20 protein-coding genes are annotated in these 21,146 nt (G+C 42.8%); all 20 read right to left on the reverse strand.

Features of this window, described 5'->3' with window-relative positions; translation table 11 throughout:
* Nucleotides 1-93 precede the first annotated feature (93 nt).
* The 20 genes from I588_RS02045 to I588_RS02140 all read right to left on the reverse strand — a co-directional run bounded on the left by I588_RS02045 (nucleotide 94) and on the right by I588_RS02140 (nucleotide 21,066).
* Nucleotides 94-936: a substrate-binding periplasmic protein gene (locus tag I588_RS02045; protein ID WP_010757275.1), complete on the reverse strand. Its 843-nt coding sequence runs from the start codon at nucleotides 934-936 to the stop codon at nucleotides 94-96.
* A gap of 17 nt (nucleotides 937-953) precedes the next feature.
* A complete protein-coding gene (locus I588_RS02050; RefSeq protein ID WP_010757276.1) occupies nucleotides 954-1,676 on the reverse strand; it encodes an amino acid ABC transporter ATP-binding protein in 723 nt (240 codons plus the stop codon).
* A complete protein-coding gene (locus I588_RS02055; RefSeq protein ID WP_010757277.1) occupies nucleotides 1,663-2,415 on the reverse strand; it encodes an amino acid ABC transporter permease in 753 nt (250 codons plus the stop codon). Before I588_RS02055 ends, I588_RS02050 begins: the two co-directional genes overlap by 14 nt.
* Nucleotides 2,412-3,746 carry an argininosuccinate lyase gene (argH, locus tag I588_RS02060; RefSeq protein WP_010757278.1) on the reverse strand — a complete coding sequence of 445 codons (1,335 nt, stop codon included), beginning with the start codon at nucleotides 3,744-3,746 and terminating at the stop codon, nucleotides 2,412-2,414. Before argH ends, I588_RS02055 begins: the two co-directional genes overlap by 4 nt.
* 460 nt (nucleotides 3,747-4,206) lie before the next feature.
* Nucleotides 4,207-5,151, reverse strand: coding sequence for a carbamate kinase (gene arcC / locus I588_RS02065; RefSeq protein ID WP_010757279.1), 945 nt, complete (start codon nucleotides 5,149-5,151; stop codon nucleotides 4,207-4,209).
* Nucleotides 5,148-5,981 carry an oxamate carbamoyltransferase subunit AllH family protein gene (locus tag I588_RS02070; RefSeq protein WP_010757280.1) on the reverse strand — a complete coding sequence of 278 codons (834 nt, stop codon included), beginning with the start codon at nucleotides 5,979-5,981 and terminating at the stop codon, nucleotides 5,148-5,150. The genes arcC and I588_RS02070 overlap by 4 nt, the downstream gene beginning before the upstream one ends.
* A gap of 17 nt (nucleotides 5,982-5,998) precedes the next feature.
* Nucleotides 5,999-7,261, reverse strand: coding sequence for a YlbE family protein (locus I588_RS02075; protein WP_010757281.1), 1,263 nt, complete (start codon nucleotides 7,259-7,261; stop codon nucleotides 5,999-6,001).
* 10 nt (nucleotides 7,262-7,271) lie between these two features.
* Nucleotides 7,272-9,029: an acyl-CoA synthetase FdrA gene (fdrA, locus tag I588_RS02080; RefSeq protein WP_010757282.1), complete on the reverse strand. Its 1,758-nt coding sequence runs from the start codon at nucleotides 9,027-9,029 to the stop codon at nucleotides 7,272-7,274.
* A 20-nt stretch (nucleotides 9,030-9,049) separates the two neighbouring features.
* Nucleotides 9,050-10,117, reverse strand: coding sequence for an ureidoglycolate dehydrogenase (allD, locus tag I588_RS02085; RefSeq protein WP_010757283.1), 1,068 nt, complete (start codon nucleotides 10,115-10,117; stop codon nucleotides 9,050-9,052).
* A gap of 12 nt (nucleotides 10,118-10,129) precedes the next feature.
* Nucleotides 10,130-10,915, reverse strand: a complete 786-nt coding sequence (gene allE / locus I588_RS02090) for a (S)-ureidoglycine aminohydrolase (protein ID WP_010757284.1) — start codon at nucleotides 10,913-10,915, stop codon at nucleotides 10,130-10,132.
* A 21-nt stretch (nucleotides 10,916-10,936) separates the two neighbouring features.
* Nucleotides 10,937-12,166, reverse strand: coding sequence for an allantoate deiminase (gene allC, locus I588_RS02095; RefSeq protein WP_010757285.1), 1,230 nt, complete (start codon nucleotides 12,164-12,166; stop codon nucleotides 10,937-10,939).
* A gap of 210 nt (nucleotides 12,167-12,376) precedes the next feature.
* Nucleotides 12,377-13,624, reverse strand: coding sequence for an MFS transporter (locus tag I588_RS02100; RefSeq protein ID WP_010757286.1), 1,248 nt, complete (start codon nucleotides 13,622-13,624; stop codon nucleotides 12,377-12,379).
* A gap of 4 nt (nucleotides 13,625-13,628) precedes the next feature.
* The gene (locus I588_RS02105; RefSeq protein WP_010757287.1) at nucleotides 13,629-14,333 is read right to left on the reverse strand and encodes a hypothetical protein; all 705 of its coding nucleotides are present in this window, start codon (nucleotides 14,331-14,333) and stop codon (nucleotides 13,629-13,631) included.
* Nucleotide 14,334: 1 nt separating this feature from the next.
* Nucleotides 14,335-15,039, reverse strand: a complete 705-nt coding sequence (locus tag I588_RS02110; RefSeq protein ID WP_010757288.1) for an ABC transporter ATP-binding protein — start codon at nucleotides 15,037-15,039, stop codon at nucleotides 14,335-14,337.
* Nucleotides 15,040-15,142: 103 nt separating this feature from the next.
* A complete protein-coding gene (locus I588_RS02115; protein ID WP_010757289.1) occupies nucleotides 15,143-15,775 on the reverse strand; it encodes a TetR/AcrR family transcriptional regulator in 633 nt (210 codons plus the stop codon).
* A gap of 117 nt (nucleotides 15,776-15,892) precedes the next feature.
* Complete coding sequence (locus I588_RS02120; protein WP_010757290.1) at nucleotides 15,893-16,255, reverse strand: cupin domain-containing protein; 363 nt, start codon at nucleotides 16,253-16,255, stop codon at nucleotides 15,893-15,895.
* A gap of 15 nt (nucleotides 16,256-16,270) precedes the next feature.
* Nucleotides 16,271-17,404 (reverse strand): glycerate kinase, encoded by a 1,134-nt coding sequence (locus I588_RS02125; RefSeq protein ID WP_010757291.1) that lies wholly within the window; start codon nucleotides 17,402-17,404, stop codon nucleotides 16,271-16,273.
* A gap of 18 nt (nucleotides 17,405-17,422) precedes the next feature.
* Nucleotides 17,423-18,379 (reverse strand): D-2-hydroxyacid dehydrogenase, encoded by a 957-nt coding sequence (locus I588_RS02130; RefSeq protein WP_010757292.1) that lies wholly within the window; start codon nucleotides 18,377-18,379, stop codon nucleotides 17,423-17,425.
* 14 nt (nucleotides 18,380-18,393) lie between these two features.
* A complete protein-coding gene (locus tag I588_RS02135) occupies nucleotides 18,394-19,296 on the reverse strand; it encodes a sugar phosphate isomerase/epimerase family protein (RefSeq protein WP_010757293.1) in 903 nt (300 codons plus the stop codon).
* A gap of 84 nt (nucleotides 19,297-19,380) precedes the next feature.
* The gene (locus I588_RS02140; RefSeq protein ID WP_010757294.1) at nucleotides 19,381-21,066 is read right to left on the reverse strand and encodes a thiamine pyrophosphate-dependent enzyme; all 1,686 of its coding nucleotides are present in this window, start codon (nucleotides 21,064-21,066) and stop codon (nucleotides 19,381-19,383) included.
* Between the last annotated feature and the right edge of the window lie 80 nt (nucleotides 21,067-21,146).

The following is a 21,146-nucleotide window of genomic DNA, read 5'->3' on the forward strand; positions in this document are numbered from 1 at the left end:
CGGGTAGTTCACGAGAAGATTTTAATCCTGCAAAAAAAAACTTCCTATGCTAGAAACACATAGGAAGTTCTGTTTACAAAGATTTGCTTGTATCTATTTTTGTTTGTTTTCCTCAATGAATTTTTCACCCATCCAACGAGAAGCAATTTCATCCATCGTGCCGTCTTCACGGTATTGGTTGATGTAGGTGTTAAATTCTGAAGTTAAGTCAGAATCTTTGGCAAAAGCAATGTTAAAGGTGTTGTCTCCAGTAATTCCCAGCTCTTCATCGCTGAAAATAATGTAAGAATAGTCTGGATTTTTCTCAGATTCAATGGCTGCTTTAGTTGCATCCATCATTGCACCATCAACTCGACCATTGTACAGATCCTGCAACACTGCGGCACCAGAGTCAAAAGGTGTAACTTCTGCCCCCATGCTTTGTGCTTGCTTTTCGTAATTGGTTCCGAAGCTTACTGCGATTTTCTTCCCCTTCATGTCCTCAACTGACTTAATTTCACGATCTTTCGGGAAGATTACACCCGTTTTTGTATAGAAATAAGGGTCTGAAAAATCAACGCTTTTCGCACGTTCTTCAGTAGCGGTCATCCCTGAAATAATCATGTCCGCTCGGCCAGACTGTAATTCACCGATTAGGCCCTTAAATTCCGTTTCAATAATTTCATATTTAAAGCCCATGTCCTTCGCCAGCTGATCCATCAAGTCCACGTCAAATCCGACAATTTCAGTTTCACCCTTGTCGTTTAACTCAGCCGATTCAAACGGCACAAAGTTTGGACTCATGGCTACCTTCAGGGTTTGGCCTGCTAACGGCTTAGATGAATCGCTGCCACTTGCTTCTTGAGTGCTGTCGGTTGTACCGCTGTCGCCGCCTCCACATGCTGCTAACATGCCAACTAACCCTAGTGCTGCCATCGCTAATTTCCATTTTTTCATTTTTTCCCCATCCTTTTTTATAATACTTTCGCTAAGAATTCTTGCGCTCTTTGCGATTGTGGTGCTGTAAAGAAAATTTCTGGTGTAGCCGTTTCTTCGATAATCCCATTTTCCACGAAGCAAATCCGGTCGGCTACTTCCCGGGCAAAGCCCATTTCATGTGTTACTAACGCCATCGTAATGTTGGTATCTGCCAAGCCTTGAATAACTGCCAATACCTCTTTTACCATTTCTGGATCTAGTGCACTAGTAGGTTCATCAAACAGCATGACCTCCGGCTCCATACACAACGAACGGGCAATAGCCACCCGCTGCTTTTGACCACCAGATAATTTTGAAGGATACTCATTTTCCTTGTCGCTTAGGCCAACTCGTTGTAAAAGCTGGCGAGCCTTCTCAGTTGCTACTTTTTTATCCAGCTTTTTGACTTTCATGGGGGCATAAATCATATTTTCCAACACTGTTTTGTGGGGAAATAGATTAAAATGCTGAAACACCATCCCCGTATTTTCCCGGACCTTTTTAATATCGATGGTCTTTTGTGTAATATCTTGACCATCGATGATAATTTCACCCGCATCTGGTTTTTCAAGCAGATTCATACAGCGTAGGATTGTCGACTTTCCTGAACCGGAGGGCCCGATAATGGCGACAATCTCCCCTTTGGCAATTTGCAAATTGACTCCTTTTAACACTTCCACAGAGCCAAAGGATTTATGAAGATTTCTAATATCGATCACTGCGCTTCAATCTCCTTTCAATAAATCCGGCAAAGGTATTCAAAATCATAACTAAGATGTAATAAATTGCGGCTACCACAATAAAAGGCTCAAAAGCTAAATACGTTGCATTCATGGCTACCTGTGCCGAACGCATTAAATCTAGCATCCCGATTGTGGAAACTAGTGAAGATTCCTTCAACAAGGCAATGGTTTCATTCACTAGGGCCGGCAGAACCGTTTTTAATGCCTGGGGAATAATAATATCCATCATAGCATCTCTTTTGGATACACCTAAAGACAGGGCTGCTTCCATTTGCCCCACATCTACTGCTTCGATCCCTCCCCGCAAAATTTCTGAAATATAAGCGGCAGAGTTCAGTGAGAAGGCAATCACCGCTGCATTAAAGGCTGGAATTTCATAGTTAACTAGCTGAGGTGTCGCAAAGTAAACAATAAATACCTGCACCAGCAGCGGAGTGCCGCGAAAAATCGATGTATAAAACTGTGCTGCCAGCTTCAATGGTTTAATAGAAGATACTTTAATAATCGATAATAGAATACCTAAGACTAAGCCTCCTAAAAGAGAAAACATGGTGATTTTCAAGGTGCTTTTTAGTCCATTTAAGTAGACCCCTTTATAGGGAAAAATCCGATCAAAATGCAGCTCCAATCCAGAAGCCTCAACCGGTGTGCTAGTGAACAAAACAACGATTACAATCGCCGCAAAGGTCAACAATAAAAGGTGTTTTTTCTTCATTCCTTTATGCCTCCCCTGATTTCACTTTTGGTTCCTTGCTTCAAGCTGGCTTCATAGTCCAGATAATCATAAATATCTTGCTTAATTTGATCCGAATAGGTTTGCAGCTCAGTTAGTGACAGCTCTTCAATTGCGCGTTCGTTTTCTTCACAATACAAAACAATCCTTCCCACCACATCATGAGCATCACGAAAGGCCAGGCCTTTTTTCACCAAATAATCCGCTAAGTCTGTCGCATTCAAGAAGCCGGACTTGATGGCTTTTTCCATATTTTCCCCATGAACCTTCAAGGTGGCAATCATCTTTTGCATAATAGTTAAGGTCTGATCCGTTCGGTCAAACGCTGAAACAAATGCTTCCTTGTCCAGCTGCATGTCTTTGTTATAGGTTAGAGGCAAGCCCTTCATAATCGTTAGCATCGAAACCAGTGAGCCAATCGCCAAGCCAGCATGTCCGCGAACCAATTCTGCGGCATCCGGATTTTTCTTTTGCGGCATCATGCTGCTGCCAGTAGCGTAGGCATCATCCATGGAAATAAATTTAAATTCCTGGGAACACCACAGAATCAATTCCTCACTTAAACGACTTAAATGCACCGCAATTAATGAACAGGCTGAAAGCAGTTCAATAATGTAGTCACGATCACTTACTGCATCCATGAAATTGGCTGAAGCCGAAGCAAAAGCTAAATACTCTGTCGTCCTGTTGCGATCTATCTGGTGGGTTGTACCAGCCAAGGCTCCCGAACCTAAAGGATTTTCATTCATTATTTCAAGGGCATTCTGGATACGCTGCTTATCCCGCTTGAACATTTCTACGTAGGCTCCTAAATGATATTGAAAGGTCACTACCTGCGCCCGCTGCAAATGCGTATACCCTGGCATCAGCACCGGATTTTCAGCCCCCTTTTCCTGTAAAGCTTGAATCAAACGATCCAATAATTCAATAAAATGATTGCCTCTTTTGCGACAATACAGCTTCGTATCCACTGCTACCTGATCGTTACGACTGCGCGCTGTATGCAATTTCTTACCCAGTTCACCAATTCGCTGTGTCAAAGTCAGCTCAGTAAAGCTGTGAATGTCCTCAAAAGCATCCTCATCAATCACTAATTTTCCAGAATCAAGATCACTTAAAATTTCTTTTAAGCCAGCCACGATTTTCTTACTTTCATCTGGTGTTAAAATCCCTACATCTCCCAGCATTGTGGCATGCGCCATACTGCCGATGATGTCTTCTTCGTAATAACGTTTTCCCAAAGGCAAGGAATTATCAAATTCCTGCATTAACTGATCCTCTTCCTTGTTAAAACGGCCTCCCCATAGCTTCATCCTTTTTTCTCCCCTGTGCATAAAAATAATGGTTCATTTACCTTTATAAATTTGTTGTATATTTATGCATTTTACCATCAAAATTACACTTTGTATATGGGTTTTCACACGATATATACATTTTATTATCGCTCAAAATTCATCTTATTTTAATATAGCAGCTATTAACCTAACTCTTAATCGAATATCAAAATCCACAAAGTTGAATTCACGCTATTTATGCGATATCTCTTACTAGCATGAATCTATAACTTATAAAAATATAAGCAGCTTGCAAATTTATAAAATGCATTTTGTTGCATAATTAGAATACAAAAAACTTCCTAAACTTTTTACAGTATAGAAAGTTTTTCTGCCTCTATATAATAGGATACGAGCTACTTCGTCATAGCAAACTCAATAAGTCAGCCTTGCAAAAAAATACCCCACCAGCTTGCTATCTGCTGGCAGGTCTTAATGGTTAAATTATTCCCGAAACAGTGGTTCCTGTTTTGCCAACCAAGGCATCCTTGGCTTCCTCCAGTGAACAAATGATCGCTTTTTTGCCGTTGCGAGCAAAATCAATGGCGGCTTTCATTTTTGGCCCCATGCTGCCAGCTGAAAAATGACCATCATTATAATATTGCTCAGCCTCTGCTAGGGAAATAGTTTCTAGTTTTTGTTGATTTTTTTGGCCATAGTTGATGAAGACGTTGGATACGTCGGTTAAGATCATCAGTACATCGGCTTCAACTTCTTTTGACAATTCCAGTGCCGATAAATCTTTGTCGATGACTGCGCTAATGCCCTGCAAGTTGTTTTGCTGATCACGAATAACAGGAATACCCCCGCCACCAGCAGAAATTACTACCGTATTGTTGTCTAATAACGTTTTGACGCTTTCTAAACCTAAAATACGTTTAGGTTTTGGTGAGGGGACTACCCGGCGGTAACCGCGACCACCATCTTCCATCATTACCCAGCCTTTTTCTTCCGCTAGTTGGTCAGCCTCTTCTTTTGAGTAAAAAGCACCGACTGGTTTAGAAGGTTCATTGAAAGCTGGATCATTCGCATCTACTTCTGTTAAAGATAAAACTGCTGATACATTTTTATCTAAATGGTTGCGATTGATTTCATTTTTTAGGGCTTCCTGCATAATTGAACCAATCATGCCTTGTGATTCCGCTGTACAAACCCATAAAGGCATCGTCGGAATTTCAGGCTGAGCCAATTCATTTTGCAGTAAAATCTGTCCAACCTGCGGGCCATTGCCGTGGGTTACAATGACTTGATATCCCCCTTTTACAAGTTCAATAATTCGTTGGCAGGCCTTTTCGATATTTTTCTTTTGTTCTTCATAAGTTCCCTTTTGCTCTGGTTGAAGGATGGCATTTCCGCCTAATGCTAATACTACACGTTCACTCATTGATTCAACTCCCCTTTTCTCAAATATAAGTTTGCACCTGCTAAAATACCGGCCAATGTATCACAGCCAGAGGTGCTGCCGCTGTCTGCTAAATCAGTAATCGCCTGCTGCCAGTTCTGCCATGAGCCGTCTAAAGCGTCAATTGTATTCTTTATTAAACTGCTGAATTGATTGTTGCAGGCACAGGTCAGGTACGCATTAGATACCGAGGTAGTCCACTTCCCTTCAGCCGCCAGTTCTAACAAAACCGGCCGAAAATCAGCGGATAGGAATTGAAATACTTGATCAACCGCCAGCAGACCAATCAAAAAATCATCCCCTGAAGGTGTCAATCCAATTCCACGCCCTATATAATAGAAGAAACTTTTCGTAAATGATGTTCTTTCAGGTGAAAAAAGCCGCTGGAACACTGGTGAAGCTCCAGCAAGCTCAGCACTAAAATCCATTCCTGTCCTCAATTCATAAGTGGACAAAGCCGCCATTTTCTCCTTCAAGTTCTCAGGCTTTATCCTGTTCAGCCGACCATCAAAGGATTTACTCGTTTGTAAATCAATTTGATACTCTTGATTGGTTAACAACCAGCTATCTAGCTGACGTTCAAAATAAAAGGGCCGATGGATGGTCCCAATCTGATCAAAATCAGCGGCTGACAAATGAATACCAAAGGGAATGGTACCTTTACGATCGTTTCCTACATAAATTAACTGGTGTTGACTGCTCAAATTAAAGCCATTAGCAAAACGACTATGTAGCTGAAAAGAAGTTGAGGAAGCCGCAGCTGCGGAAATTTCTTCAATTGTTTGACCAATTGTTTTGGCTTTCCAGAGCATCAGACTCCCTCACTTTCTTATTTCATTCCTAACTTTTTAGCATAGGCTACGATGGCTTTTTGGAAGCATTCCAGCGGTGGGTGAACGGTACCCGCACCGATTTGACCAATTCCGGCTTTCTTATGGGCAATTCCCGTATTAATGACGGGTGTTATCCCTGTTTCTACTACTTTACGGGCGTCAATTCCTAAACAAATTCCTTTGAAATCCCAGGTAGGGACAGCGAAGTTCGGATTATGATCAATACAAATTTCCGCCATTTCATTACTGATCGACAGCGCTTCGTAAAAACCGCCAGTGCCTACAAAACGAGTAACCGCCGGTGCAGCAATCATCGCCATTCCACCTACTCCAAAGGTTTCTGTAATCGCACTGTCCCCAATATCGGTATTGGCATCATCACTTGAATAGCCAGCAAAATAGAGTCCGTTGGGTGTATTAACGGGAGCAGTAAACCACTCATCACCCATTCCGCTAATCCGAATACCAAAATCTTTCCCGTTGCGGCACATAGCTGTCACGACAGTTCCTGCTTCAATCCGGCGAGCACCGTCCATGACCGCTTTACAAGAAGCCATCATCACATTTAGGAAAAACTGATCCGTATCAGCTAAAAATTTCATTACTGCTTTTTTATCTTCACGATTCATTTCCAGATCAGTGATGATAGGAGCAACCTCCTTCAAGAAAGCCAATGAAGCAGCAATGTTACGCTGATGGAATTCATCCCCCATACTCAAAGCCTTGGCCACTAGTACATTTAGGTTTAAGCCGTTTTCCATCGTTTTTAAAGCAGCACTCAAGGTTGGTGCTAAGACATCTCGCATCCAACGCAGTCGAGTAACAACCTCTTCAGAATACGCACCAAATCGTAGAACTGCACCAATTCCTTCGTTCATTGTGCAATAAGCCCGGTTGCCATCCGTTTGATTTTCAACAATGAAGACGGGCATATTAGGTGACGTGATCCCGCCCATTGGTCCCACTGCGTCTACGTGATGACATGGAATAAACTCAATCGCACCCTCTGATAACAGTGCCCGTGCCGCATCTTCATTGGCGGCCCATTCTTCAAAAAGCACAGCTCCTACGCAAGACCCTTGCATGGGATCAGTCATTTCATCCCATTGGAGCGGCGGTCCCGCATGAAGTAAAACCTTATTATTCAAAGCGGAGATCACCGATTTTGCTGGGACAACATCCAATAAAAAAGGGGCTGAGGCAACAATTTTATCAATAACCGCTTGGTTGGCTTCATCTATTGTTCGATAGTTTGTCATAATGTTCTCCTTACTTTGCGCCGTTCAATTGCAGGGTATCTAAAAAATGCAAAACCTTTTGCAGATACACATCGCCGCCAGCACTTGGCTGCCAGTCAAATTGAACAACTTTTCCATTATTTTCAGTCACAGAGTCTGTAAAACTCCGCAAGCCTACATTGATAATTTCCGGTTTGCTGGACAGTAAGCTCATTAAGGATGGTGACGCTTTGCCGACTGCTTGATCAGAAGCTTTGCGTGGAATAATTTCTTTGGCTTTTAATTCAATCGTTTGGCCAATCAGCTGCAGGGCTGTTTGAACCATTTGCACATTGTTTTGGCAAACTGTCACTCCTGCATCCAATAAAATTTGTTTTTGCTGCTCAAAATTCTGAATGTCCAGCTCGGTTCCAACAACGGTTGCTACAAAGGCAACTTCCCGATCCTGAGCACTCAAAGCTTGCCGAACCTCTGGGATAACATTGGCAAATTCTTGAGCCATGTTCCCATGGGCGCCATAGCCCAGCACTACATCAAACATCACAACTGCGATCGTTTCATCTTCCACTACCGCCTTCAGCAGGTTCATCCGATTTTCAGGATCAATCATTGGATGGGGCTTGCCTTGCGTATAAAGATCATCACCTAAATCGATGATTTCATGTTCATCTGTTTTCAGCATATAGCCCTCTGGTGATTCTCCTAGCTTTCCAAAAGCTTTTTCAATTAAGAAGGCCGCTTCATACGCTAAGGTGCCTCCAGAATAATAGCCGCGAATTCCTGTTTGCTTCTCGGTTAGAGAGATACCAATTGGTAATGCCTCCGCCGGCTGATAAATCGCGGCTTCCTGCTGGACTAACTTTGCCGATAATTGAGCCGCTTCATCTAAAGTAAACGCATGATACAAGTCTTCCTCATGATAATCAGGATCAACGCCTAAGAAAATCGTCACGATCGGCTTTTGAATGTTCCGCAGTAAGGCCATGACCTTTTCTTCGATTTCTTTCGCTGGCGGCTTGGAAATAATCGTAATGACTTCCGTATTTTCGTCTTCATTTAAGGCTAAAATACCGTCAATCATGGAGATTGCTCCCACCGCCGAAGACAAATCACGACCACCGGTACCGATCGCATTGGTAACTCCGCCACCGTATCGATGAATCAACGTACTGACCTCTTGGATACCTGTCCCGGAAGCCCCTACAATGCCTACCTTACCAGCTCGAATATTGTTGGTAAAAGCTAATGGAATCGAATGAATAATACCAGTACCACAATCGGGCCCCATCACAATTAAGCCTTTTTCATGGGCTTTTTGCTTTAGGCGAACTTCGTCTTCAATTGGTACATTGTCACTGAAAACAAAGGCATGCAGCCCTAAATCCAAAGCCTTCTCAACTTCTAAAGCCACATAGCTGCCAGGAATTGAAAATAACGCAACCTTAGCCTCGGGTGCCTTTTTCACAGCTGCTTTCCAGCTGGTAATTTTTTCTTCTGTTTGCTGATCCGATCCTTCACTTTGGCTAGCGATCATTTCGTCAATTTGAGTCAAAATCGTTTCAGTCTGGCTCTCATCTGCCATGTCTAACATGATAACCATGTCATTAGCCGAAGCTTCAGCTAATTCGGCTGTCTCAAAGCCGCTGGCAATAAAAATGTCTTTATTGGCTGGGGTGCCCATCATAATGGATACTCGGCTCACCTCAGGAAGCTGATTAATTTTACTGGTTAACAGCATCAAAACAACTGAATCCTGGTAGCTGTTGTGCTTAATGATTGTTTGTAACATTTTTCTCCTCCACTATTCCTTTATTTTTCGGCGAATGCGTTGGCGTTTTCATAGTGATTATGATGAACCGTATCACTGATTAAATAGTCATACACCTGTTTGGCGATTGGGATTCCGCTGGCCTCATTTTCCAAAGCCTTACGCTCAGAAAGCTCACCGGGATATAAAACTTCCTCGAAACCGTGTCTAGGTTTAATCTGATGAAGCTCATCAATCATTTGCGACAGCTGGTTTTTGAAATCAGCCGGATTAGTGAAATGAGCCGGGTTAATTACGATGTGCAAGTGTCCTAGATTACGTTTGGCTGTCATGTCCTCATACATGGAGCTGACATGCTTGCCGATGGGAAGTCCTAATAAAGCACCTGACAAAATATCTACCATCATCATTAAGCCGTAACCCTTTGGTCCTGCGATTGGCAGCAAGCCCTTCACAGCATAGGGGTCAGTAGTGGGATTTCCTAGTTCATCCACTGCCCAATCGTTAGGAATGGCATTGTTTTTCGAACGGGCATCCAATACCTTGCCCCAAGCCTGAACTGTAGTCGCCATATCAAAAACAATCGGCCGTTCATTGTTGGTGGGTGCTGCAAAAGCTATGGGATTGGTACCAAAATAATATTCCGCTCCGCCAAAGGGAACAACCATGGGATCGGATTGACAAAAGGATAAGGCCACCATCTCTTGGCGTGCTGCCAAATCTACATAATAAGAAAGAGCACCACTATGTCCCATCCGTTTAATGCCGACAACGCCGATACCGGTTTCCTTTGCTAAAGCAATTGCTTCCTCCATTCCTCGCTTAGCAACTACATGGCCCACCGTATTATCGCCATGATAGATGCCGCAGGAAGGGCCCGTTTGTTCAAAGCGGCAGACTGGGTCAATGGTCAGTCCTCCTTTAGCAATTCGTTCGGCATAGTATTCCACCCGAACAGCTCCATGAGAATGAATGCCCCGTCGATCTGCGTAAGTCAAATGCTCCGCCATTTCTTCGGCAAAGTCTTCTCTTAACCCAGCAGCGATTAACTTTTGAGCAATCAATTCTTCCAGCTCCTGAGAAGGAATCCGAATTATTGTCTCAGTCATAAATTTTCCCTCCTATAGTGTCACATCCCGGTTGCAATCCTTTGAATAAAGATAACTAAAGGGACGTTCTCTTCCAACTGAATACCCAGCCTGCAAGCTATAGGCACCCATAAAAATGTAATCACCAGTTTCCACTGGGATCCAGTGATTGTCTAAGTTATAAAGACCTTCGCCGGTTAAAATAATTGCCCCATGTTCTTGAACATGGGTTTCGATATAGCCATGAGAAGCACCGGGATCAAAGGCCAAAATATGAAAGTTCATATCGAATTCCAGCCCTGCTGGTAAAAGATTGGTCAAATGGACATCAGTCATGCCCTCGTAATCTTCGGCTTCTAATTGATTGACATTACTTACTACGGTATACGGCTCAAGCTCCCCAAGAGGCTGATAGCGTTTCTTGTATAAAAAGATTTCGACATTTTCATTGGTTTCGTTACGGAAATAAATTTTCTTAGTCGGTGGTGCATAAACATAACCGCCTGCTTCTAAACAAAAGCTGTCCTCTCCTACCCTAGTTTGCAGCGTTCCCTCAATGACATATAAAAAGCTCTCAATGCCCTCTTCGCCAAAGCCCATTTCGTTTTTCCCACCAGGCAGTACGGTACAGCTGTAGTCTACAAAGGTTGCACCTAATTTTGGCGAGGCTAAAATACTGATTTCACAATCCTCAAATCCTGGTATGATATTTTTAACCAAACCCTTGGGTGGAATCAATGCAAAATTTCCTCGTTGGACAATGGCTCTTGAAGCCAATAGTTCATTAGGATAACCCGTTTGTTTTGTGCGATAACCCATTATTTTCCCTGCTTTCTCTACTTAATCTTCGTATGCTAATTTGTATAATGAAACGATTAAGGCCTTCACACCTTCAACCAAATCTGACAGCTCCGTCGCTTCAGCCGGATTGTGACTGATACCGGCAATGCTTGGAACAAACAGCATGGCGGTGGGTACAAATTGGGCAAAAATTTGCGAATCGTGTCCTGCGCCGCTGTGCATCAGCTTGTAATCTAATTTATTTTCATTGCAGGCCGCAATTAATGCCTGCACAATTTCATCAGACATTGGAACCGGCTGTTCATCCATCCAGAGATCGATCTCAATTGTTAAGCCCTGCTCAGCAGCTGTCGCTTGCATGTCTGCTTCCAGCTCTTTAGTAAAGCTTTGTAAAAATTCTGCATCTGTATGGCGGCAATCCATCGTAAATGTAACCTGTCCTGGAACTACATTCACCGTGTTTGGTACCACCTCAACATGGCCGAAGGTGAGTACCAGCGGATCACCTGCCTGATTCGCTTTTTCAATAGCGTGGCTGACAATTTTGCTGTAGCCGTAAATGGCATCTTTACGATAGGACATGGGTGTCGTACCAGCATGATTGGCTTCTCCGCTTAATTTTATGGTATAGCGTTTTTGTCCAACGATGCTATTAACAATACCGATTGGTTTACCGATGGTTTCTAGTACATTTCCTTGTTCAATATGAATTTCCACAAAAGCCTTAATATCCTGACGAATATCCGCGTCTGATCGAAAATCGAAGCCGGATTTGCGCATTGCATCCACAAAAGCAATTCCCTCTGCATCTGCTGCTTCAATTACTTCTTCTTTTTTAGCTAAGCCCCAGATATTTTTACTTCCCCAAAAAGCATAAGGAAAGCGGCTGCCTTCTTCTTCAGCCATGGAGATAACTTCCAAGCTGCGTAACGGCTGTCCATACGTTTCCAATAAATATTTAGCGGCTAAGTAGGCCGCAATAATTCCAAATTGTCCATCCAAGCTGCCCCCGTTCACAACGGTATCGACGTGAGAGCCTGACATAATTGTTTCACCTGGATATTTGCTGCCTTCTACGCGCCCAAACAAGTTCCCTACTTCATCAAAGGAAGTTTGCAGCCCAATTTGCTGAAATCTTTCTTCCAAGCCTTTTTGAGCAATTAACCAATTGTCATCGTACAACAGTCGACTAATACCGCCAGCAGGATCTGCACCAATACTTGATAACCAGTTAATGCTTTCTTCTACTTGCATTGCTAAATGATCCATCTTTTATTTGCTCCTTTGTCTGTTTAAGTTATCTCAATTGTAAGCGTTCTTAACTTCTCAAGCACTAGTTAAAGCAAATAAAAAGCTAGTTGCTTTTTGTCACTTTTGAACAACGGCAAAAAAACACCAAATCAGCCTTTTGAACCAGCTAAAATCACGTATGTCCAAAACAAACAAAAAGCCGATCCCACAGTGGAATCAGCTTCTTGACTACTCACTCTTTAATTGAGCCAATTGTGTTTTCATTTGTTGAAAAATATTTCGAGAATACCAAGAAATACCTAGCGTAATACCTGTTAGAGCTATGATTAATATCAACAGGTTGTTTCTTCCCAGCTGATCTCCTAAAACACCATACATCAGCTGTCCTAAAGGTACTGCCAAAGTTGAAATAATCATAATAAAAGACATCACACGTCCCAGCAAAGCCTGCTTAGTTATCAATTGAATATAAACAATCAGCTGAACAGAGACTAGCGTAACAGTTCCCAAAAGAATCGTCACTAAAGCTACCATAATCCAAAAAGCTGGCAAACCACTAGGCATTAGTCCTAGGGGCACAGTTAATCCCAAGAAAAGCAAGCTCATACCAATCAAGCCTTTAAAAATACTATTGTTGGAGAGACGATTAGCAAAAGCACTATACAGCAAGGTTCCTACTAAACTTCCCAGTGCAAAGAACGTATTCATTAACCCAAATTGTTCCTCGCTGATACCAATCTGAACTCGCGCGATAAAGGGGATCATCACTTGAATAAAGGAAGAGATGAACAAATTCAGCAAGAAAGCCACTAAGCCGATTTTGACAATAGTCAACTCATTTTTTAAATAGCCTACCACTTCCAGCAAATCGCCAACAACTATCTCGCCCACCCGTTGAGTCCCTGTTTTTTGCGGCAAGATGGGAATATACAAGGCAATTTCACAACCGATTGCTACCACAAATAAAGACCCACAAATTAAGAAAATAGGATAAACTGCATCAAAGCGATAGATCATTCCAGCCACAACCGGTCCAATAATATTTCCCAGCATACCAATTGAACTAATAATTCCATTGGCTTTGGGAATATCCTCTTGCTGGCAAATTAACGGGATAGCCGATTGAACCACCGGGGTTTCAAAGGCTGAGACCATGCCCATCAAAACGGTCAAGACTCCAATCATTGGCAACACATTTTCAAGTCTTGTTGCCAATAGTAATGCGACTGAAAAGCCTACATATAAGGAATCCATCATGATCATCAAACGCTTTTTAGACAAGCGGTCAGCCAGAATCCCACAGAAGGGTAAACAAATCAGTTTGCCCACAATCGACAAGGCAGTAATGATACTAAACAACAAAGCTGACTGAGTAATATCCAGCACATAAAGCGAAATCACAAATTGAATAATCGTGGTTCCCAGAACTGAGAACAGCTGACTACCCACCAATAACAGAAAATTTTTATCTTTCATTCTGCTAAGCCTCCAAGCGGGAAACTTTATTGTTCAATAAAGCCACAATGATTAGACTAAAAATAAATAAGAAGACTGTTAGTGGCATAATAATAAAAATATTACCGCTAGACATTAAATTACTTGGAATACTGAACAGCAGTACTGCTGAAATGATGACCAAAGGAATTGAATTTCTCAACCAACCAATGAATAAAGCAATTAAACAAATGGAAATAACCAAAACAACCGCAGTCAGCATTAATGGCAGCTGATCCAATACATGTTGGAAATTCAACGTGTCATCTGCCAATTGGTAAACGGACTCTGAAATAAAGAACAATGTATTTGTTACAAAAATACTAATAAATACTCCTGGTCCGATAACGGATAAGCACAGTAACAACTTGCTGAAGAACACTTTTTTACGCGACATTGGATAGCCCAGCGTTAAATAGATATTACGTTCTGAATAAGCTTCCATCACATATTTGATCAACATGGCTGCTCCCAACATGACATAGCCGGCTACATTCGCAATAAAGGAAATTTGATAGAAAAACTGATAGCTGCTTATGTCCTGACCGCTTGGAACAGGGGCTGGTATCGGCTGACTGGAAACTATGGCAATTAAGTAAACCAGCATTAGAGAAACCAACGGAATGATTCCTGCTGTCAACAAATAGGGTTTTAGTGATCTCTTCTGACGTTCAATTTTTATTAGGCTCATTTTAGTTTCCCTCCATTTTTTCAATTAAGTAATCCTCAAAATTACTTCCATGTTCAGCCATCAGCTGACGCTTCGTTTGATTTAAAACAATTTCTCCATTGGAAATTACTGCAATCCGTGTAGCAATAGCTTCAACCTCAGCTAAAATATGGCTGGACATAATTACTGTTTTGTTCATCTCCACAATTTGCTCGATCAGTTGACGAAATTCACGAATCCCCTTCGGATCAAGTCCATTTAACGGTTCATCGATAATTACTAGTGCAGGATCATGAACCAGGCACCGAGCTAAAGCCAAGCGCTGCCGCATGCCGGTGGAATAAGTTTTGACTGGTATATCATTAATTTCCAAGCCCATTTGGTTCAGCCAGTAATCTACGTTTACATTCGAAATCTGCATATAAGCACAATGAATAATTAAGTTTTCTCTGCCGCTTAAATTCTCATAAAATACGGGGTCATTGATATTGAAGCCGATCTTCCTGCTATCAATTTGCCGGTCATAATCTTTGTCAAAGAACTGAAAGCTGCCGTTAGTTTTTATTGCTAGTCCTGTTAAAACTTTAAAAAGCGTGGACTTTCCAGCACCATTTTTTCCGAGTAAAACAAAAATCTCTCCTTGATCAACCGTTAAGTCTATTCCTTTCAAGACACTCTTGGTGCCATAATTTTTTTCTAACCGTGTAATAGTAACGACCTTTTCCATAATAAAACTTCCTCTCATTTTGCATACTAGCGGTATGTATTAGGCTAAAAAAAATTACCTACCACCGGTATGTATATCTTGAAAAAAATAGTCGATGCTCCGACTATCCTTTTTTCAACAAAGCAAATAATTTGTAGCTGTCTTCTAATAACTCATCGGTAATCAAGGGTACCCCGATTCCTTCAAATAATTGTTTAAAAAACTGCATTTTCCTTCTCGCCTCAGCCTCTGTCAGTACACTGATCTGAAAGCCCAGCCATAGGTTCATAGTAATCAGCGTCAGCTCCGCAACTTCTTCAGGAAATTCAGTTCGAATGGAACCGTCTTGGATTCCTTCCTGGACAATCTTAGCTATTTCCGGCGTGTACTCTTCAAATACTTGCAGGTATTGCTCTCCTAAAATACGCGGACTGCGCAACGCAACAGCTGCTGAATAACCAATGGATTGCTTTTTATGAGCATTTATAGATTCCTTTAATGAATTTTGCAGCTTCTCCAGTCCATTGTCTCCCTGCCACTCACTAAAAGTAGTCGATTCTCCAGCGTCAGCCATCAAGGTTTGCAAAATATCAAACTTAGAGTGGAAATGATGATAAATGACACCCTTAGTCATTCCTCCTAAACCATTAATGATATCTTGGATAGAAGTATCATCGTAGCCTTTTTCTAGAAAAAGCTTCTCCGCCACATCTAATATTTTCTGACGCGTTTGTTCTGGATTTCTTCCTCTCGCCATTTTCCTCACCTCTTACATACCACTGGTATCTGTATGCATCATACGTGGTAAAATCGGATCTGTCAACAATTTCTTGAAATTTTTTTCCTCAAAAAAAAAGCTGGAATTTTCTCCAGCTTAATCGTGTACAATCAAATCCATTGGATGAGGCCCGGCTACGCCTACAAAAACAAAACGTTCATCTCCAGTATTTTTCATGCCGTGCTGCTCGCCAGGACGAGAAATAATTAAATCGCCTTTAGTGATCTCTACTTCCTCATCATGACCAGGATAAAACGTACCAGTTCCCTGTACACAGATCCATAGATCGTCGGAGGTTGTATGAGAATGCTTAAAAACAGATTGACCAGGCTCTAGACACCATAGCGCTCCTGCAGTTTTATCGGTTTCATAAAAGAAGGATTTCTTTCCTTCATTGGGATCAAAACAGGCTAGTTCACTAATTTTAAACAAGCGTTCTTCAATTTTTGATTTTGACATCGATTTTACCTTCTTTCACTGTATTTTTTGATAGAAACGGAACAGCTGCTCAGCTGTTTGGCGAATACTTTCAAGAGTTGTTGCTTTCTTTAAGGTTTCTTCTTCGGAGGCAATTTGGCGAATAATTGGAAAAAAGGCATCAATTCCGTAATCGTTGCATTGTCCTGCATCATCAGAAACACTACCGGCAATGGCAACAAGCGGCTTTTGTTCAGTTTGTGCCCATTTGGCTAAGGCAGAAGGCACTTTCCCCATTACTGATTGGGCATCTAAGCGGCCTTCACCTGTGATGAGTAAATCCGCCGCCCGAATTTTTTCTGCCAGCTGTTTCTTTTGGGCTAGCAATTGAAAGCCGGGTTGGATTTCACCGTTTAAATAAGCTAAAATGGCAAAGCCCAGTCCGCCTGCAGCTCCAGAGCCTGGGGTCGTAGCCATGTCCCGTTGCAAATAGTCAGCCGTAATTGCAGCAAAACGCTTCAACAGCTGATCAATTTCTTTGATTTCATGGGACTTTACTCCTTTTTGCGGTCCGAAAATCGCCGTAGCACCTTGTTGCCCATTTAAAGGATTGGTTACATCACTGGCAATCGTGAACTGGCACTCCTGGATTTCCGGCAATACCTGGCTAGCATCAATCCCAACCATGTGTTTTAATTCACAAATATTGCGACCAATTTCCGAACCGTCAGCCTGAATAAAGCGATAGCCTAACGCCTGCAGCATCCCAAGCCCCCCATCATTAGTAGCACTGCCCCCCAAACCAATAATGAATTTCCGTTGACCTTTTTTGATCAGCTGCTGGATCAATTCTCCTAACCCATAGCTGGTTGCTTTCCAAGGATTTAAATCAGCTTTTTTGACCAGTGTAATGCCGGAAGTTTCCGCCACCTCTAAAATTGCTTGGTCCTTAATGATGCCATAAGCGGCTTCAACAGGCTCACCCAGCGGACCAGTAACCGGCAACTGTTGAATTTCTCCATCCGTTTGATGGACAAAGGCCTCAATTGTTCCTTCTCCGCCATCTGCCACTGGCAAAATGGTTATTTCAGCTTTCAGACCGGCTTGCTTTATCCCTTGCTGGACAGCAGCGCCAGCTTCTAATGAAGTGACGCTGCCTTTAAAGGAATCCATGGCAACTAAAATGTTCATTGAAATTCCTCCTATATTTTAAGGATTGACTACATTTTCTGGAGTCCCCTGCTGGAATTTCTTCACGTTTTCTACGGCAATCTCCATCAGACGGGCGCGTGATTCCCGCGATGCCCAGGCCATGTGCGGGGTAATAATAATATTTTTGGCTTTCAACAAAGGATTGTCCATTTGAATCGGTTCGGTGGACACCACATCAACTGCGGCTCCGCCAACTTTTCCTGAGTTTAAGCCGGCTTTCAGATCTGCTTCGTTCACTAGCTGACCACGAGAATCGTTGATAATCAGCACACCATCCTTCATTTTGGCGATGGATTCCTGATTAATCATTCCCTCTGTATCTGAGAACAATGGGCAATGCAGCGAAATCACGTCAGCTTCAGCATATAATTCATCCAAGCTGACCATTTTTGCTCCGGCTAGGGTATCGGCTTTAATACCTTTATCGTTGGCAATCACCTTCATGCCTAGCGCTTGAGCAATTTGACCGACCTTTTGACCAATGCGGCCAAATCCGACGATGCCCATGGTTTTATTGGCCAATTCCATTTGCGGTGAATTCCAATAGCACCAGTCCAAATTATTAGTCCAATCACCACGCTTTACAGAGTCAGAATGGGCACCGATTTGATGACAAAGCTCCAGCAGCAAAGCAATAGCATATTGTGCTACAGTGTCAGTACCATATGTTGGGATATTGGTAACTACAATGCCTAATGCCTTAGCTGCATCCACATCTACTACGTTGTAGCCTGTTGCTAAGACCCCTACATATTGGATCGCAGGTGCTTGTTCTAAAATTTCTCTGCTTAATTGCACCTTGTTAACGAGAACAATCTCGGCGTCCCCGATGCGCGACAGAACTTTTTCCTGCGGTGTCCGGTCATAAACCGTGACTTCTCCTAGCTGCTCCAAGCCCTTCCAGCTCAAGTCGCCTGGGTTTTCAGTATAGCCATCTAATACTACAATTTTCATCGTTGTCATCCTTTCTACTCTTCTAACAGTGACCAAGCACGTTCAATCACGCGCTTTGTATTGGCAACAATAATATCTGCATCTTCGTGAGGCCGCGGCTGTACTTCAAAGGACAAAACCATCGGATCACGTGCATCAAGGAACCCTTCATTTTTCAACACTTGGAAGAAGTCTAATAATTCCGGCACATCGTTGGCACTGTCAGGATAACCAAAACGAGGATGCAAATCCCCATAGCATTCACAGCCATCCTTGACCACATTATTGCCAATATGCAAATGGGTAATATAAGGCTTCGTGCATTGAATGACATATTTGCTCGTTTCATAGGTAGTTGGGAAATGCGACAAATCGACAATCAAGCCAAAATTATTGTGGGTCAAGCGAACATCCCCAGCAAAACGTGCGGCTAAAGGTGCCGGTCCAATCAAGGAACATTTATCCATGTCATAATCAAAAATTTCCAGCTCCACCATCATATCCTTTTTCGCTGCATAGGAGCACAGGTTGCGGGTGGTTTTCAACAACTGCTGATAGGCTTCTTCTTTCGTATCTTCCTTCCATTTGCCCGCTAAAAAGGCAATTCCTTTTGCGCCCAGATAATCTGCTTCATCGATTGCTTCCAATAAAGTTTTCTCAGCCAGCACTCGATCTTCTTCGTTTAAAGCGTTAGGATTCAAGCCTGGTCCTAATAACCGTGGCTGTGCGCCATAGCAAACGCGCATGTGGCTTTGTGCCAATAAATCTCGTGCCGCTGCTCGGTGATCGTCATCAGGAATTTGGGTCATCTCAATTGCATTGAAGAAGGAATCCTGCGCAACCTTGGTGACACTTTCCAGCATATCGTAGCGTTGCGGTGGATAGCTCATCCATTGAATTAAGCCCATATCAAAATATTTATGAATACTTTCGCGCATCTCACTCACTCTTTTCTGTATATTTTTTTGACTTCCTAAACGAAGGAAATCTGTTCTTCGTTTAGGAAGAAAAGCTCCGTTTTATTACACCTGGTCAGCACTTACAAAGGATTTTACATTGTCTAAGGCTGTCCCCATATCGCACAATTGCTCTGGTACACAAATTGCATCAATCACGTAGGTTCGACCGGAAGTTTGCGCTCGTTTGATGGCGGCCTTCAACTCATCTGGCGTGAAGACCCGCTCCCCTTGGCAGCCAAAGCCTTCTGCTACCTTAATGTAATCCATCGTGCCGTCTTGGTTGTAAGGCATATCTACCGCATACTCAAAGCCGTAAGCTCCCTTTTGATTTTGACGAATCAAGCCAAGGTAAGCATTGTTCACGATAATTACGATAATCGGCTTCTTGAAGGCGGCCGCTACAGCAATCTCTTCTCCCATGAAGGTAAATCCAAAGTCTCCCAACACAGTTACCGATTGTGCTTCGGGATCTGCCACCTTTGCCCCAAAGGCTGCTGGTACTTCATAGCCCAGTGTACCCGCACCACCGGATGGCAGATATCTTCTAGGACGGTCAATTTCCTGCAACTGTCCACTCCAAATCTGAGTGATTCCGCAGCCGGCAGTAAACATTGTATTTGCATCAAAGGCGGCATTCATTTCATGGAATACCCGATGCGGCATCATCGGAGTACCTTCAAAATCAGTTTTGCGAGCTAGTTCCTGACGTGTTTGCGGCAGATCAGCGGCACGCTGAGGATTGATTGGCCCCAAATTACGCGCTTTTGCTTCTGCAGTTAATGCTTGGATAGCTTTTTTTGCATCAGCAACAATACCCAAATCCGGCTCAAACACTTTACCGATTTGTTTCGCTTCAATATCAATATGAATAAATTGACGATCCTTGCGATAAACCTCTAGATTACCGGTATGACGATCAGTGAAGCGATTGCCAATGCCGATAACCAGATCGGAATCTAAGAAATACTTGTTTCCAATCGGCTGGCCTACTTGAATGCCAGCATGTCCTGCATTCAATGGATGCTCCACCGGTACACCGCCTTTGGCCATGTAGGTAGTAATGATGGGTATTTCCAGCATTTCTGCCAATTGAAGCAGTTCTTTTTCAGCCTTCGACAAGATAACACCACCGCCCATGATGAAGATCGGTGCTTTGGCAGCAGCCAGCATATCGATAGCGGTCTTGATTTGGGCTTGATCAGCTTCTGGTGTTTCAACTGTTGCTGGCTCATAGCTGTCAATCTCAAAATCTATTTCCGTTTGCTGAATGTCTAAAGGCAGGTCCAGCAAAACTGGTCCTGGTTTGCCAGAACGCATCAGGTAGAAAGCTTCCTTCATAATTTCAGGGGTTTTCGCTGCATCCTTAATGCAAAATACTTTTTTACAAACCGTTGCCGCGATACTTTCCATATCTACACATTGGAAAGCATCCTGCTCCATTTGCCACGTATTGGCCTGTCCGGTAATCGCCAGCACCGGAATTGAATCGATGTTGGCAGTATAAAGACCGGTAACAAAGTTGGTTGCCCCAGGCCCAGAGGTACAAAGCGCAGCGCTGATTTTGTGAGAGGCTCGATAGTAACCATCGGCGGCGTGCATACAGGCTTCTTCATGGCGCATACAAAAATGCTCGATTGGCGCATCCTCTAAATATTTGTAAACGGGGTTAATGCCTGCTCCTGGAATTCCAAAGGCATCGGTGATTCCTTCTTTAACCATAATTTGCACAATTGCTTCTGCTGCTTTCATATAATCTCCCTCTTTCGTTTCACTATGTGATATTGCGTTTCATTTTATTGTATGTTACCATGGGCTCATCACCATAACAA

Origin of the sequence: Enterococcus pallens ATCC BAA-351 (genome assembly GCF_000407485.1) — a bacterium.
Taxonomy (GTDB): Bacteria; Bacillota; Bacilli; order Lactobacillales; family Enterococcaceae; genus Enterococcus_A; species Enterococcus_A pallens.